11 protein-coding genes, 1 tRNA gene and 1 pseudogene are annotated in these 12,952 nt (G+C 63.3%); 8 read left to right on the forward strand and 5 right to left on the reverse strand.

The annotated features are described in order from the left end of the window. Positions 1-403 precede the first annotated feature (403 nt). Positions 404-1,798: a sensor histidine kinase gene (locus EPN80_RS18385; protein WP_293030706.1), complete on the reverse strand. Its 1,395-nt coding sequence runs from the start codon at positions 1,796-1,798 to the stop codon at positions 404-406. Continuing rightward, entirely contained in the window at positions 1,795-2,469 is a 675-nt protein-coding gene (locus EPN80_RS18390) for a response regulator transcription factor (protein WP_293030708.1), read from the reverse strand. Before EPN80_RS18390 ends, EPN80_RS18385 begins: the two co-directional genes overlap by 4 nt. Positions 2,470-2,714: 245 nt before the next feature. Between EPN80_RS18390 and EPN80_RS18395 the strand changes: the two are divergent. The 3 genes and pseudogenes from EPN80_RS18395 to EPN80_RS18405 all read left to right on the forward strand — a co-directional run bounded on the left by EPN80_RS18395 (position 2,715) and on the right by EPN80_RS18405 (position 5,479). Further along, positions 2,715-3,685 (forward strand): annotated as a pseudogene (locus tag EPN80_RS18395) (ABC transporter substrate-binding protein). 106 nt (positions 3,686-3,791) lie between these two features. Then, on the forward strand, positions 3,792-4,589 hold the full coding sequence (locus tag EPN80_RS18400) for an ABC transporter ATP-binding protein (protein WP_293030710.1): 798 nt from the start codon (positions 3,792-3,794) through the stop codon (positions 4,587-4,589). A gap of 35 nt (positions 4,590-4,624) precedes the next feature. Further along, the gene (locus EPN80_RS18405; protein ID WP_293030712.1) at positions 4,625-5,479 is read left to right on the forward strand and encodes an ABC transporter permease; all 855 of its coding nucleotides are present in this window, start codon (positions 4,625-4,627) and stop codon (positions 5,477-5,479) included. Positions 5,480-5,557: 78 nt separating this feature from the next. On the opposite strand, the gene EPN80_RS18410 is transcribed toward EPN80_RS18405, so the two are convergent. Then, positions 5,558-6,139 carry a YSC84-related protein gene (locus EPN80_RS18410; protein WP_293030714.1) on the reverse strand — a complete coding sequence of 194 codons (582 nt, stop codon included), beginning with the start codon at positions 6,137-6,139 and terminating at the stop codon, positions 5,558-5,560. Between the two features lie 271 nt (positions 6,140-6,410). Between EPN80_RS18410 and EPN80_RS18415 the strand changes: the two genes are divergently transcribed. The 4 genes from EPN80_RS18415 to EPN80_RS18430 all read left to right on the forward strand — a co-directional run bounded on the left by EPN80_RS18415 (position 6,411) and on the right by EPN80_RS18430 (position 9,278). After that, positions 6,411-6,845 (forward strand): Rrf2 family transcriptional regulator, encoded by a 435-nt coding sequence (locus EPN80_RS18415; protein ID WP_293030716.1) that lies wholly within the window; start codon positions 6,411-6,413, stop codon positions 6,843-6,845. A gap of 91 nt (positions 6,846-6,936) precedes the next feature. Next, positions 6,937-7,548 carry an NAD(P)-dependent oxidoreductase gene (locus tag EPN80_RS18420; protein WP_293030718.1) on the forward strand — a complete coding sequence of 204 codons (612 nt, stop codon included), beginning with the start codon at positions 6,937-6,939 and terminating at the stop codon, positions 7,546-7,548. A gap of 29 nt (positions 7,549-7,577) precedes the next feature. Further along, entirely contained in the window at positions 7,578-8,753 is a 1,176-nt protein-coding gene (prpF, locus tag EPN80_RS18425; RefSeq protein WP_293030720.1) for a 2-methylaconitate cis-trans isomerase PrpF, read from the forward strand. A gap of 129 nt (positions 8,754-8,882) precedes the next feature. Continuing rightward, a complete protein-coding gene (locus EPN80_RS18430; RefSeq protein ID WP_293030722.1) occupies positions 8,883-9,278 on the forward strand; it encodes a PilZ domain-containing protein in 396 nt (131 codons plus the stop codon). An 87-nt stretch (positions 9,279-9,365) separates the two neighbouring features. Here the strand turns inward: EPN80_RS18430 and EPN80_RS18435 are convergent. Further along, a tRNA-Arg gene (locus EPN80_RS18435) sits at positions 9,366-9,441 on the reverse strand. 317 nt (positions 9,442-9,758) lie between these two features. Here EPN80_RS18435 and EPN80_RS18440 point away from each other — a divergent pair. Next, entirely contained in the window at positions 9,759-10,679 is a 921-nt protein-coding gene (locus EPN80_RS18440; protein ID WP_293030724.1) for a c-type cytochrome, read from the forward strand. 106 nt (positions 10,680-10,785) lie between these two features. On the opposite strand, the gene EPN80_RS18445 is transcribed toward EPN80_RS18440, so the two are convergent. Continuing rightward, on the reverse strand, positions 10,786-12,882 hold the full coding sequence (locus EPN80_RS18445) for a UvrD-helicase domain-containing protein (RefSeq protein WP_293030726.1): 2,097 nt from the start codon (positions 12,880-12,882) through the stop codon (positions 10,786-10,788). Positions 12,883-12,952: the final 70 nt, after the last annotated feature.

Below are 12,952 nucleotides of genomic sequence, written 5' to 3' on the forward strand. Positions count from 1 at the left end.
GCCTGAAGCGCTTGTTGACTTGCCGAGAATTTAACAAAATTTACATTTCGCAACAATTACAAGTGCTGAAATTCTTGATAAATGACAGGTTTTCTCTTTGTCTATTGATTTAAAAGGAAATTTTCAAAAAAGAGATACTTAAAAGAAGTAAAAAGATTTGAAATCCTTAAGTAACTTAGGGTATGTCCTAACCAATGCCGATCGAATTTCGCCAAAAAGCAACGCTCTCCGAATAAATATTTTTGCATTGATGCCGGTTGAGCAGAAATTACCTGACGTCGAGACGGCTCGGACGACGAAGGAGGATCAGCGGCATGGGCACATCCGGAGGGTTTGTAAGAATTTGTAAGCTCGGTGGCGTCCGCGCCGCGTGAGAACCGGCGCGTCTGCCTTTGCGTGACGGCTAGGCGTGACGATCGGGCGTCGCGGCCAGCGGCAGCCGCACGCAAACCGCCAGGCCGATGCCGCCCGGGCCGGCGGCCAGTTCGATGGTGCCCTGACTGGCCGACACGATCTCCTTGACGATCGCCAGGCCCAGGCCGGTGCCTTCCTGCCCGGGCGCGGCATGGCGGTAGAAGCGCTCGAACACGCGGGCGCGCGCTTCGGCGAGGATGCCGGGGCCATTGTCCAGCACCACCAGTTCGGCGGCCTGCCCGCGCCGGTGCGCCGATACGGTGACCTTGCCGCCCGACGGGATGTAGCGGATCGCGTTGTCGACCAGGTTCATGACCAGCGCGCTGCACAGCCCCGCGTTGCCGGTGACCCATACCGGGGCCGCATCGGACTCGAATCCCAGATCGATGTCGCGTCGTTGCGCCAGGGCCGCGAGTTCCTCGAGCACGGTCGCGCCGACGGCTACCAGGTCAACGGGCTGGCGCAGTAGTGCGGCGGTATTGGCGGCTTCGGCCTGGGCGAGCAGCAGCAGTTTGTTGGTCAGATCGATCATGCTGCGGCTGCTGTTGTGCATCGCGTCGAGCACGTCGGCGACGGCGGCGCGATCGTCGAGCTGGGAGGCGAACTGGATTTGCGTATCGAGCAGGGTGAGCGGGGTGCGCAGCTGATGCGCGGCGTCGGCGATGAAGCGCTTTTGCGCGGCCACTTGCGTGTGCAGCCGCTGGATGCATAGATTGATCGCATCGACCACGGGGCGCAATTCGAGATGCAGGTCGCCCGCGCGAATCGGCGCGAGCTCCATCGGGTCGCGGCCGGCGACCTCGTCCTTGAGGCGAATGATCGGGCGCAGTTCCATCGTGAGGGCAATCACCGCCAGCAGCACCGTCAGCGCCAGCATGGCCACCTGACGATGCAAGGAGGGCCGCCACAGCGCGGCGAGCATGCGGTCGTGGCCGCGCCGCGTCTGCCCGACCAGAATGGCGACGCGGTGCGGCACGCCCGAGTCGTACATGGTGCGCACCGTTTTCGCCACGCGTATCGGCTGGCCGCCGAGCGTGGCGTTCTGGTAGGTTGGCGTGGCAGGCGAGAAGGGCGCACCCACCGGGAAGTCGGGGGTTCCGGCGAGCAGCCGGCCATGCTCGGTGATCACCTGGTAATAGACCTGGTCCTGGTCGGGGGAAGCAAACAACTCCAGCGCCGCGGGCGGCACGCTCACGTGCAGCGAGCCGTCGCTCCAGCCGAGCTGCCCGGCAATCACCTGGGCCGAGGTCGAGAGCGCCCGGTCCTGGATCAGGTCGGCGGTATTGCGCGCGCTGAGGTAGGCCAGCCAGGCGCTGACGCAAATGTACAGTGCGAGGGGAATCAGCAGCCACAACATCAGCCGCAGGCGCAGGCTCGAGATCATTGCCGGTCTTTCGGGCGCAGCAGGTAGCCAAGGCCGCGCAGCGTCATGATGCCGGCCTGGCACGGCTCGAGCTTCTTGCGCAGGCGGTGCACGTAGATTTCGATGGCGTCCTCGCTGGGGTCGTCCTCCAGGCCGAACACGCCGTTCATCAGTGCGGTCTTCGAGATGGTCTTGCCCTGCTTGAGCATCAGGATTTCCAGCACGGCATGCTCGCGTGCCGGCAGCGCCAGCACGTTGCCGGCAATCGCGAACTGCCGTGTATGCGTGTTGTAGCTGAGGTCCGCGCAACTCATCTCGGCCGCCTTGTCGGGGGTTTGCCGGCGTACCAGCGCCTTGATGCGGGCCACCAGTTCGCGCACCTCGAAAGGCTTGACGAGGTAGTCGTCGGCGCCCACGCCCAGGCAATCGACTTTTTCGTCGACCGAGCCGCTGGCGGTGAGAATGATCACGGGGACGTTGTCGCGCCGCTCGCGCAACCGGCGCAACACGCTTTTGCCGCTCAGTTGCGGCAGCATCAGGTCGAGCAGCACGACGTCGTAGCGCTCGCTGTGCAGCAGGCGGTCGGCGGTGTCGCCGTCGCTGGCCGCGTCGACGGTGAACTTTTCCTCGCGCAGCATTCTGGTGAGCCAGTGCGCGAGCGGCAGGTTGTCTTCGATCAGAAGTAATTTCATGGGCCTGAGCGGCTGGCGTGTTCCGCCAGGGTTTGTACGTGGCGCCTGCAAAAAGTCGGAGTTTAGAAAGCTGGATGAAAGTTGCGCGCGCCTAGAATCGCTTCGCAGTATCGCCTTTATTGTGAAGGCGGGTTCATTATCCCGAAAAAAACATAGGAGACAACACCATGCGTGTTACGACTCGTTCTGGCCGGCCCCTGGTTCGTTCCCTGGTGGCGTCGAGCATTCTGGGCGCCCTGTTGAGCATGGGGATCGGCACGACACACGCCGCCGATGTCCCCAGGATTTCGATCATGGTGGGCGGTATCAACAAGCTGATTTATCTGCCGGCCGCACTGACTCAGCAACTGGGCTATTTCAAGGACGAGGGCTTGGACGTCGAGTTGCTGTCGCAGCCGGCGGGAGTCGACGCCGAAAATGAGTTGCTGGCTGGCGCGGTGCAAGGTGTGGTGGGCTTCTATGATCACCGATCGATCTGCAAAGCAAGGGCAAGGAGGTCGAGGCCATCGTGGTGTTCGGGCAGGTGCCCGGCGAGGTCGAGCTGGTGTCGTCGAGCGCGGCCGGCCAGATCAAGAGCATGGCCGACATCAAGGGCAAGACGCTGGGCGTGACCGGCCTGGGCGCCTCGACGAACTTCCTGACGCAATTTCTGGCGGCCAAGAACGGTGTCAAATCGAGCGAGTTTTCGGTGCTGCCGGTCGGCGCGGGCAATACTTTCATCGCCGCCATGCAGCAAAAACGCATCGACGCCGGGATGACTTCCGAGCCGACCGCCTCGCGACTGATTTCGACCGGTCAGGCTTCGGTGCTGGTCGACATGCGGTCGATGGAGGGCACCCAGAAGGCGCTGGGCGGCGCCTACCCGGCGTCGAGTTTCTACGTCAACCGCGCCTGGGCTCAATCGCACAAGGCGGTAGCGGCCAAGTTGGCCCGTGCATTCGTCAGGACGTTGAAGTTCATTCACACGCACACGCCCGAGCAGATTGCCGAGAAGATGCCGAAGGACTACTACGCCAACAACAAGGCGCTGTATCTGCAGGCGCTGACCAACTCGATGCCGATGTTCTCCCCCGACGGCAAAATGCCGGTCGGCGGTCCGGAAACGGTGCTCAAGGTGATGTCGTCGTTCAATCCGAACGTCAAAGGCAAGCATATCGACTTGTCGAAGACCTATACCAACGAGTTTGTCGATCAGGCGCTGCAGGCCAGCAAGTAACAGACTTCGTGCGAGCCCCGGCACGAGATGCCGGGGATTGTCCTGGGTGCAGTGTGTGCGCATTGCACTGCGGGAGCGCTCGCGCTTCGTATTTGAAGGATTCCTTATGAACCCATCCGTTTTACGCGACACGCCGGCGATCGAATTCAATCACGTGTCGTGCCGCTTCATCTCACCCGACGGCAAGGCGACCGTAGCGCTGCGCGACTTCACCATGAGCGTGGCGCGCGGCGAGTTCGTCGCGGTGGTGGGCCCGACCGGTTGCGGCAAGTCGACCACGTTGAGCCTGATCACCGGCCTGCTCAAGCCGACCGTCGGCGAGGTGCGCGTGATGGGCGTGCCGGTCAGCGGCATCGATCCGCGCATCGGCTTTGTGTTTCAGAACGACGCCGTTTTTCCCTGGCGCAACGTGATCGACAACGTGGCCGCCGGGCCGATGTTTCGCGGGCAGTCGAAGCAGGCCGCGCACGAGTTGGCGCGCGAGTGGATACGTCGGGTCGGGCTCGACAAATTTGCGCATCATTACCCGCATCAGCTCTCGGGGGGCATGCGCAAGCGCGTGGCATTGGCGCAGACCTTCATCAACCGGCCGGAGATCCTGCTGATGGACGAGCCGTTCAGCGCGCTGGACATGCAAACGCGCACGCTGATGCAGGACGAGCTGTTGCAGCTGTGGGCGGGCAACGCCGGATCGGTGGTGTTCGTGACGCACGATCTCGAGGAGGCGATCGCCCTGGCCGACCGCGTATTCGTGCTCTCGGCGCGGCCGGCCACGCTCAAGCGCGTCTACAACATCGATCTGCCGCGCCCGCGCATCACTTCAGAGGTGCGCTACGAACAGCGGTTTATCGATCTCTCTCGCGAAATCTGGGCGGATTTGCGCGAGGAAGTCCAGATCGGTTGATCGATCAACTCCCAGCAATTGGCAAGGTAAACACCATGAGTGAACAAGTGACGATGGACGGTTTCGACGACGTCAGCATGGCGCGCGAAGAGCAGCGGGCTCAGCGCAGGATTCGGCAGCGCTACTGGTTTGTGATTTTCCTGCGCGTCGCGATTCTGGTGGTGGCGCTGGGCGGCTGGGAGGTGGCAGCCGACATGAAATGGATCGATCCGTTCTTCTTTTCCCAACCGTCGCTGATCGTGGCGCAGATCTACGACTGGTTTGTCAACGGCACCTCGCAGGGGCCGTTGCTCACCCAGGTGCTGGTGACTCTGGAGGAGACTGCGTTGGGCTTCCTGATCGGCTCGGTCGCGGGCGTGATCTTCGGCATTGTGCTGGGGCGCAACAAGTTGCTGTCGGACGTCTTCAGTCTGTATATCCAGATCGCCAATTCGATCCCGCGCGTGGTGCTGGGCTCGATCTTCGTGATCGCCTTGGGCCTGGGCATGGCCTCGAAGGTGGCATTGGCCGTCGTGATGGTGTTCTTCGTGGTATTCGGCAATGCCTTCCAGGGGGTGCGCGAAGCCGACCGCTACATGATCGCCAATGCGCAGATCCTGGGCGCGTCGCCGCGTCAATTGACCATGTCGGTGGTGATTCCGTCGGCGCTGAGCTGGATTCTGGCGAGCCTGCACGTGAGCTTCGGCTTCGCGCTGGTGGGCGCGGTCGTGGGCGAATTTCTCGGCTCGAAGCAGGGCATCGGCCTGCTGATCTCCACCGCGCAAGGCGCATTCAACGCCAGCGGCGTGTTCGCGGCGATGATCGTGCTGGCCGTGGTGGCGCTGGCCGCCGACTACCTGCTGACATCGCTCGAGAAGCGCCTGCTCAAGTGGCGTCCGGCGGCCTTCTGAGCCAAGGCCGCATCACGGCAATACCATCGACTCGTGGAACCAGGCGGTGGCGGCGCGCGAGGCGGCCGCCACCGTTGTTCACTCGACCTTGAGCCGGGTGATTTTCGTGCCCTCGATGCTGAGGTTGGCCATCAACCCCTGGTTGGTCATCACGATGACGTCGACCGGCGCGGTTGCGGTGTTCAGGTCGACATTGCCGTTGGCACCGGCCTTGACGACGGCCACCGAGGCGTCGACGCCGGCGGTCCAGCCCTGGCTGCTGCGGAATTTATCCAGCGCGTCCTGCGTCATGAACAGGAAGATGACGGCCTTGGATTGAGCACCGATTTGCAGTCCGAACGAGCCGGAGGCGGTGCTGTAGTAGCCGACCGTTCGGCCGCCCACGCGCAGCGCGCCTTCGCCGTATTGGGCGCCGACCATGAAGCCGGCAGCGAGCACCGACGGGAACACCAGCACGCCGCGTGCCTTGTCGACCAGTTCTCGCGAGCCGGGTACCGTCGTGTACAGGCGATTGAGCGTGGCGGTGGTGTCGGCATCGATTTGCCGGGTTTTGTCGGTGCTGGTGACGCTCGACATCGGGGTGGTGGTGCAGCCGGAGAGCACCAGAGTCGTTGCGCAAAGCGCGGCGGCTGACTTGACCAAAAACTCTCTTTTTTGCATTTCGTTCTCCGCGACAGTTCGATGATATGGCCCGCGGCGATGGCGAAGCGCTCTGGCGTCGACATGCCGGCAGGTGTGGCGTGAATGTAGCGTTGCGGGATTTCTGGTCTGGTACTGCTGCATTTTTGCAAATGCGTGAATTCATTATGCGGGTAAATCCCTGCTTGTCAAGAATCGGAGTGCCGGAGATGTGCCGGGATTTTTTTCAATTTCACAAAACTTGACACGCCATTTATATGTTACTAACGTGGTCACACATTGGACTATCGCGATGACTACCAGCAGCCGATTTGCCGTTGCCGTACATATTTTGACGCTGCTTGCCAGTGGCGATGGGCCTATCCCGTCGACGTTGATCGCCGGCAGCGTGGGCACCAATCCGGCATTGATTCGCCGGTTGATCTCGCGTTTGGCCGAGGCCGGTTTGGTGGCATCGGAGATGGGCTCGCAAGGCGGGGCTACGCTGGCCAGGCCTGCGGCGAAGATTACGCTGCTGGAGATCTTTCGCGCCGTCGAGTCGACCGATCTCATCGCACTGCATCGCAGCGCGCCGAACCCGGCGTGCACGGTCGGCAAGGAAATCACCGGTGTATTGCAGCGGGTCGCTGAAAAAGCACAGGCAGCGATGGATGGTGTGCTTGCGGATCTGACGATTGCCGACATGCTCTCGCAGGTCAAGGCGGCTGGCCGTCGGGGCCGGCGGTGAATTTTTTTAATCCAATATGTAACCATATTGGTTTCATATGGTGCCGAGCCCGAGGGCATTCGACTTTATTTGTATCGAGGAGGAATTCATCATGAAAATCGCCCTGATTGGCGCAACCGGCAACGTCGGACAACGGTTGACGGACGAAGCGCTGCGCCGTGGCCACACCGTGACGGCGATTTCCCGGCATGCGTCTCGATTGCCGGCAAGCCCGTCGTTGCTCGCGCGTGACGTTGACTTGCACGACAGTGCCGCGCTGGCCGAGGCGCTCGAGGGAAGTGACGTCGTGCTCAGCGCGGTGCGTTTTCAGGACGCGCCGGCGCCGGCTATTACCGGGCCGCTCAAGCGCGCGGGCGTCAAACGATTGCTCGTCGTGGGTGGTGCCGGCAGCCTCGAGGTCGCGCCAGGATTGCAACTGGCCGATACGCCGGAATTTCCCGACGCCTATAAGAAGGAGGCCCTGGCCGGGCGCGATTTTCTCAACGCGTTGCGGCAGGAACCCGAGCTGGACTGGACGTTTGTTTCGCCTTCCGCGTTGTTTGCACCCGGCGAGCGTACCGGTAACTTTCGGGTGGGGCAGGACACGCTGCTCAGCGATGCCCACGGAAAGAGCTGGATTTCGATGGAGGATTTCGCGATTGCCTTGCTCGATGAAGTCGAGCGGCCGCGTCACAGCCGTCGCCGGTTTACGGTAGGTTATTGAATTCATACCATCCGGACGCGAGGGCGGCCATGCCGCAACGAGAGATTCCCGCCGTTTACATGCGCGGCGGCACGAGTAAAGGAGTCTTTTTCCTGACCGACGACCTGCCGGCCGATCCCGTGCGGCGCGACCGCATTTTGCTGCGTGTGATCGGCAGCCCGGACCCCTATGGTCAGCAGATCGACGGCATGGGCGCGGCGACTTCCAGCACCAGCAAGGTTGTGCTGGTTGGGCCGTCGAGCCGGCCCGATTGCGATGTCGATTACCGCTTCGGACAGGTCGCGATCGACCGCCCGCTGATCGACTGGTCGGGCAATTGCGGCAATCTCACCTCGGCGGTCGGCCCGTTCGCGATCGCGCAAGGGCTGGTCGCGGCGCCGCGCGATGGTACGGCCGTGGTGCGTATCTGGCAGGCCAATATCGCCGCGAGAATCATCGCGCATGTGCCGATGCGCGATGGCGAGGTAGTCGAAGAGGGCGATTTCGAACTCGACGGCGTGACGTTTCCCGCGGCGCAGATCCGCATCGAATTCCTCGACCCGAGCCCGGCGCAGGACGCAGAAGGGGCGCCCGGCGGCATGTTCCCGACCGGGCGGGCACTGGACTCGCTGGAGGTGCCCGGCATCGGGCGCGTGGAGGTGACGATGATCAACGCCGGTAACCCGGCCGTATTCATCGACGCGGCGCAGCTGGGGTTGCGGGGCAACGAAATGCAGCGCGACGTCAATGGCGACGCAGCGCTCCTGGCCAGGTGCGAGGCGATTCGCGCGCATGCGACGGTTCGCATGGGGTTGGCGCGCGACGCCGACGAGGCAACCCGGTTGCGGCCGCACACGCCGAAGCTGGCGTTCGTCGCGCCGGCGCTGGCCTACACGGCGTCGAGCGGCAAGGCGATCGAGTCGGCGATGGTCGACTTCAATGCACGCATTCTGTCGATGGGCAAGCTGCATCATGCGATGACCGGCACCGGGGCGGTGGCTATCGCGGTGGCGGCGGCGATACCGGGCACCCTGGTCAATCGGCTGCTGCCGGCTGGAGCGGTGCCCGAGCAGGTACGCTTCGGACACCCGTCCGGCGTGATGGCGGTGGGCGCCCGGGCTGAGCGGCGCGGCGACGCGTGGGTGGTGACCAAGGCGATCATGAGCCGCAGCGCGCGGCGGTTGATGAGCGGGAGCGTTCATGTGCCGGCCGCGGTCTGCGCCTGACGGCGGCCAGCCGAGCGTGTTCCGCCGACGCGGGGCCTCGAGCCGGTCGCCGGCCCGACACCGATTGCCGGATTGACGTATGCTTGGCGGGTCAGTCAAGCGAATTCAACCCCCACAGGACAAACGAAATTGACTTCCGATGCCTCCCATCTCTCGTCCAAATTGAGTCTCTCGCCGGGTATCTCGGTAGAGCGCTTTGGCACGCGCGTGCGAGTCAACTGGCAGGCCGCGCTGCATCTCGAGGGCAGGGATTTATCGGTGCGCGTCTGGGATATTTCGATCGACGGGTTGAGCTTTGTCACGGACGCCGCGCTTGCGCTCGGCGCCAGGCTGGCCATGACGCTGCTGATCCGCACGCCCGACGAGTCGGGACAGCGCGTCGCAGTGCCGCTGTCGATTCAAATCTGCAACAACATCCTGACCCGCGAGGGTTTCCGCGCCGGCGCCTATATCGAGACGATCGACGCCGAGCACAAGCAACTGCTGATGGCCTGGATCGAGCGGTTGCAGCCGTCGGGCGAATAGCAGTTCCGGGTTCGAGCGGTGTGGAGGGTGATGGTGCGCGCACCGAGCCCAAAGGGCGATACGGCAAACAGAATGACGTGAATTCGTTGGCGCGCCCGACTGGAATCGAACCAGTGACCCTCGGCTTCGGAGGCCGATACTCTATCCCCTGAGCTACGGGCGCATTCGTGTGTGACGGCGTGTGAGGCCGGTTGGGCTGCGCACGGCTGGCCCGAGGGCCTGGCCTGCGGCCAATTAAGACGTGGAAGGATAGCGGTTTTAGCCCTCGCCGTCCATGCCTTGGCCGTGTTTTGCCACGCTTTTGTGTGAAAAAAACGACCGACGGCGTCCGTTGCAGGAAAATCCGGCTGTTCAGCCGAACTCCCATGCGATATTAAATAGCGGAGGTTTGCCGCTATAATTCCGTGTTAATTTTACTTAATAGCGCGCTAGACGCTAAAAGTCGACGCCCCCGGTTTCCACAAATTTTGAGAGATCCGCATGAGCGAAGCGCATAACGAGCACGAGACGCCGATCAAGACGCCGAAGCAGCTGATTGCCGTGGTTGCCGCTGGTTTTCTTGTCCCAATTGCCATTATTGCCCTGCTGGTGGTGTACGTCGGCAACAGTGCCCGCACCGGCGCCGGCAGCGGCGGGATGTCGGCGGAGGCTGTGACGCAGCGCATCGCGCCGGTAGCTCATGTGGAAGTGCGCGACGCCAACGCGCCGCACGTGTATCAGACCGGCGAGCAACTTTTCAAGGCGGTCTGCTCGGCTTGCCACGCGACCGGCGCGGCCGGAGCGCCCAAGGTGGGCAATAGCGCGGACTGGGCGCCGCGCATTGCGCAGGGCTTCCCGACGCTGCTCAAGACCGCGTTGGCGGGCAAGGGTGCGATGCCGCCGCGCGGCGGCACCAACCCGGCCGACGTCAGCGATTACGAAATCGCGCGTGCCATCGTCTATATGGCGAACCAATCGGGCGGCCACTTCAGCGAGCCGCCGCCGCCCGCGCAGCCCGCCTCGGGCGCTGGTGCGGCACCGGCTTCCGCTGCGGCGGCACCCGCGTCGGCGGCAAGCGCCGAGACGAACGCCGCGGCTGCGGCGATTGCCGCGATTTCCGCCGCCAAGCCGGCAGCCACCGCTTCGGCTGGCCAACCGGCGCCGGGCAGTCCGGCCGATCTGGCCGCCGGCAAGAAGCTATACGGGCAGGTTTGCGTGGCTTGCCATGCCGCCGGCGTGATGGGGGCGCCGAAGTTCGGCAACAAGGCGGACTGGGCCCCGCGCATCAAGACCGGCATGGATACGCTGTATAACGCGGCACTGCACGGTTTCAACGCGATGCCCGCCAAGGGCGGTTCGAATGCGCCCGACGGCGAGGTTAAGTCCGCTGTCGATTACATGGTGCACGCGGCCGAGCAGTAAGACCGCTGGCGTGTTCCGATCAAGCCCCGTGCGCGCACGGGGCTTTTTTGTACCCGCTGCCGGCGATCCGGCCTGCGTGTTCGACGACCGTGTTCGGCGGCGCGGCTCAGGCCGGATTCGGTGTTTTGCCGCCTGCCAGCAGGGCCTTCAGGCTCGCCAGCCGTTCCTTGGGCGTCATCGGTGCGTCTTCCGGGGCGGGCGGCGGCGCGTCGTCAAGGTTCATTTCGCGCACGAAGCGCGAGACCTCGCACACCAGGGTGTCTCGCGCACGCTTGCGTTTCTTGCACCAGCTCAAATGCAGGCTGCGTTGCGCGCGGGTAATGCCGACGTACATCAAGCGCCGCTCTTCCTCGATTTTTTCGTCGGTGATCTCATCGCCTTCGCGCAGGTGCGGCAGGATGCCTTCCTCCACGCCGACCAGGAAGACGTGCGGATATTCGAGCCCCTTGGACGCATGCAGGGTCGACAGGCGCACCGCATCGGGGTCTTCCTCGCGACCTTCGAGCATCGACATCAGGGCGACGGTCTGGGTCAATTCGAGCAGATTCTTGCCGGTATCGGCCAAGCCGTCGGCGTTGTCGAAGCCGGTCGCGCCAGCGCCTTCCTCCGCTGGCCTGGTGCCCCGGCGCTTGAGCCAATCGAGAAACTCCAGGGTGTTCTGCCATTTGGCCTGCGCCTGCCGCTCGTCGAAGGCGTCATACAGATAGGCCTCGTAATGAATGCCTTCCATCAGCTCGTTGAGCACTTCGGTGGCCGGGTCGCGCCCGGCGCGGTCGGCAATGCGCGTGATGAAATCGCAAAAGGCGCGCAGCGGCTCGAGCTGGCGAGCCGCCACGCGTGTCTCGAGCGCGCCCATGTAGACGGCCTCGAATAGCGATACCTTGGCCTGGCCGGCGAAACTGCCGAGCGCTTCGAGCGAGCTGCTGCCGACGCCCCGGCGCGGTGTCGTGACGGCGCGAATGAAGGCCGGGTCGTCGTCCGGATTGGCGATCAGGCGCAGGTAAGCGCACAGATCCTTGATTTCGGCCTTGTCGAAAAAGGATTGACCGCCCGACAGGACATAGGGGATGCGCTCGCGACGCAGGATCTGTTCGAAAATACGGGCCTGGTGATTGCCGCGATACAGGATCGCATAGTCGCGGAACTGCGCGCGCCGCTCGAATTTATGCGCCGAGAGTTTGAATACCACCGATTCGGCCTCGTGTTCCTCGTCGTTCATGCCGGTGACGCTGATCGGGTCGCCCATGCCGTGCTCGCTCCACAGCTTTTTCTCGAACAGCTTCGGATTGTTGGCGATGACACTGTTGGCTGCCTGCAGGATGCGTACCGTCGAGCGATAGTTCTGCTCGAGTTTGATGACCTTGAGTTGCGGAAAATCGCTCTGCAGCTGCTTCAGGTTTTCCAGGGTGGCGCCGCGCCAGCCGTAAATTGCCTGGTCGTCGTCGCCGACGGCCGTGAACGCCGCGCGCGGGCCCGCCAGCAGCTTGAGCAGTGTGTATTGGCAGGTATTGGTGTCCTGGTATTCGTCGATCAGCAGGTAGCGCAAGCGGTTTTGCCAGCGCTCGCGCACCGCTTCGTCCCTGGCGAACAGCTCGGTCGGAATGCGGATCAGGTCGTCGAAGTCGACCGCCTGGTAGGCGTGCAGCGTGGCCACATAGTTGCGAAACACCATGGCCGCCTGATGGTCGTCGGCATTTTGCGCGCCGGCAAGCGCCTGTTCGGGCGTGACCAAGCCGTTTTTCCACAGGGAAATGGTGTTCTGCACGCGCCGGATCATGCCCTTGTCGGTGGTGCCCAACTGCTCCTGGATCAGCCCGAAGCAGTCGTCGGCGTCCATGATCGAGAACTGGGGCTTGAGGCCCACGTTTTCGGCCTCGCGGCGCAGAATCTGCACGCCCAGCGAATGGAAGGTGCAGACCGTCAATTGATTGACCGGCACCTTGCGGCCTTCCTTGCCGGGGGCGGTCAGCGTTTTGCCCTCCAGCAGTTTGGCTACGCGCTCGCGCATTTCGGCCGCGGCCTTGTTGGTGAAGGTTACCGCGGCGATATGGCGGGGTTCGAATCCCTTCGCTTCGATCAGATAGGCGATTTTCTGTGTGATGACGCGGGTCTTGCCGCTGCCGGCGCCGGCCAGCACCAGGCAGGGACCGTCGAAATAGCGCACCGCCTCGTGCTGTGCGGGATTCAGTGGAAATGAGGACATCGGGATTGAGCGGGCCGAAAATGACAGGCGGTTGCCGGGCGCGCCCGCGAGGTCGCGGCCTCGTGTAACC

Origin of the sequence: Pandoraea sp. (assembly GCF_004297875.1) — a bacterium.
Classification (GTDB): domain Bacteria; phylum Pseudomonadota; class Gammaproteobacteria; order Burkholderiales; family Burkholderiaceae; genus Pandoraea.

Excerpts from the sequence above, each read along its gene's own strand:
- EPN80_RS18385 (WP_293030706.1), bottom strand. The coding sequence starts at position 1,798 with ATGATCTCGAGCCTGCGCCTGCGGCTGATGTTGTGGCTGCTGATTCCC.
- EPN80_RS18390 (WP_293030708.1), bottom strand. The coding sequence starts at position 2,469 with ATGAAATTACTTCTGATCGAAGACAACCTGCCGCTCGCGCACTGGCTC.
- EPN80_RS18400 (WP_293030710.1), top strand. The coding sequence starts at position 3,792 with ATGAACCCATCCGTTTTACGCGACACGCCGGCGATCGAATTCAATCAC.
- EPN80_RS18405 (WP_293030712.1), top strand. The coding sequence starts at position 4,625 with ATGAGTGAACAAGTGACGATGGACGGTTTCGACGACGTCAGCATGGCG.
- EPN80_RS18410 (WP_293030714.1), bottom strand. The coding sequence starts at position 6,139 with ATGCAAAAAAGAGAGTTTTTGGTCAAGTCAGCCGCCGCGCTTTGCGCA.
- EPN80_RS18415 (WP_293030716.1), top strand. The coding sequence starts at position 6,411 with ATGACTACCAGCAGCCGATTTGCCGTTGCCGTACATATTTTGACGCTG.
- EPN80_RS18420 (WP_293030718.1), top strand. The coding sequence starts at position 6,937 with ATGAAAATCGCCCTGATTGGCGCAACCGGCAACGTCGGACAACGGTTG.
- prpF (WP_293030720.1), top strand. The coding sequence starts at position 7,578 with ATGCCGCAACGAGAGATTCCCGCCGTTTACATGCGCGGCGGCACGAGT.
- EPN80_RS18440 (WP_293030724.1), top strand. The coding sequence starts at position 9,759 with ATGAGCGAAGCGCATAACGAGCACGAGACGCCGATCAAGACGCCGAAG.
- EPN80_RS18445 (WP_293030726.1), bottom strand. The coding sequence starts at position 12,882 with ATGTCCTCATTTCCACTGAATCCCGCACAGCACGAGGCGGTGCGCTAT.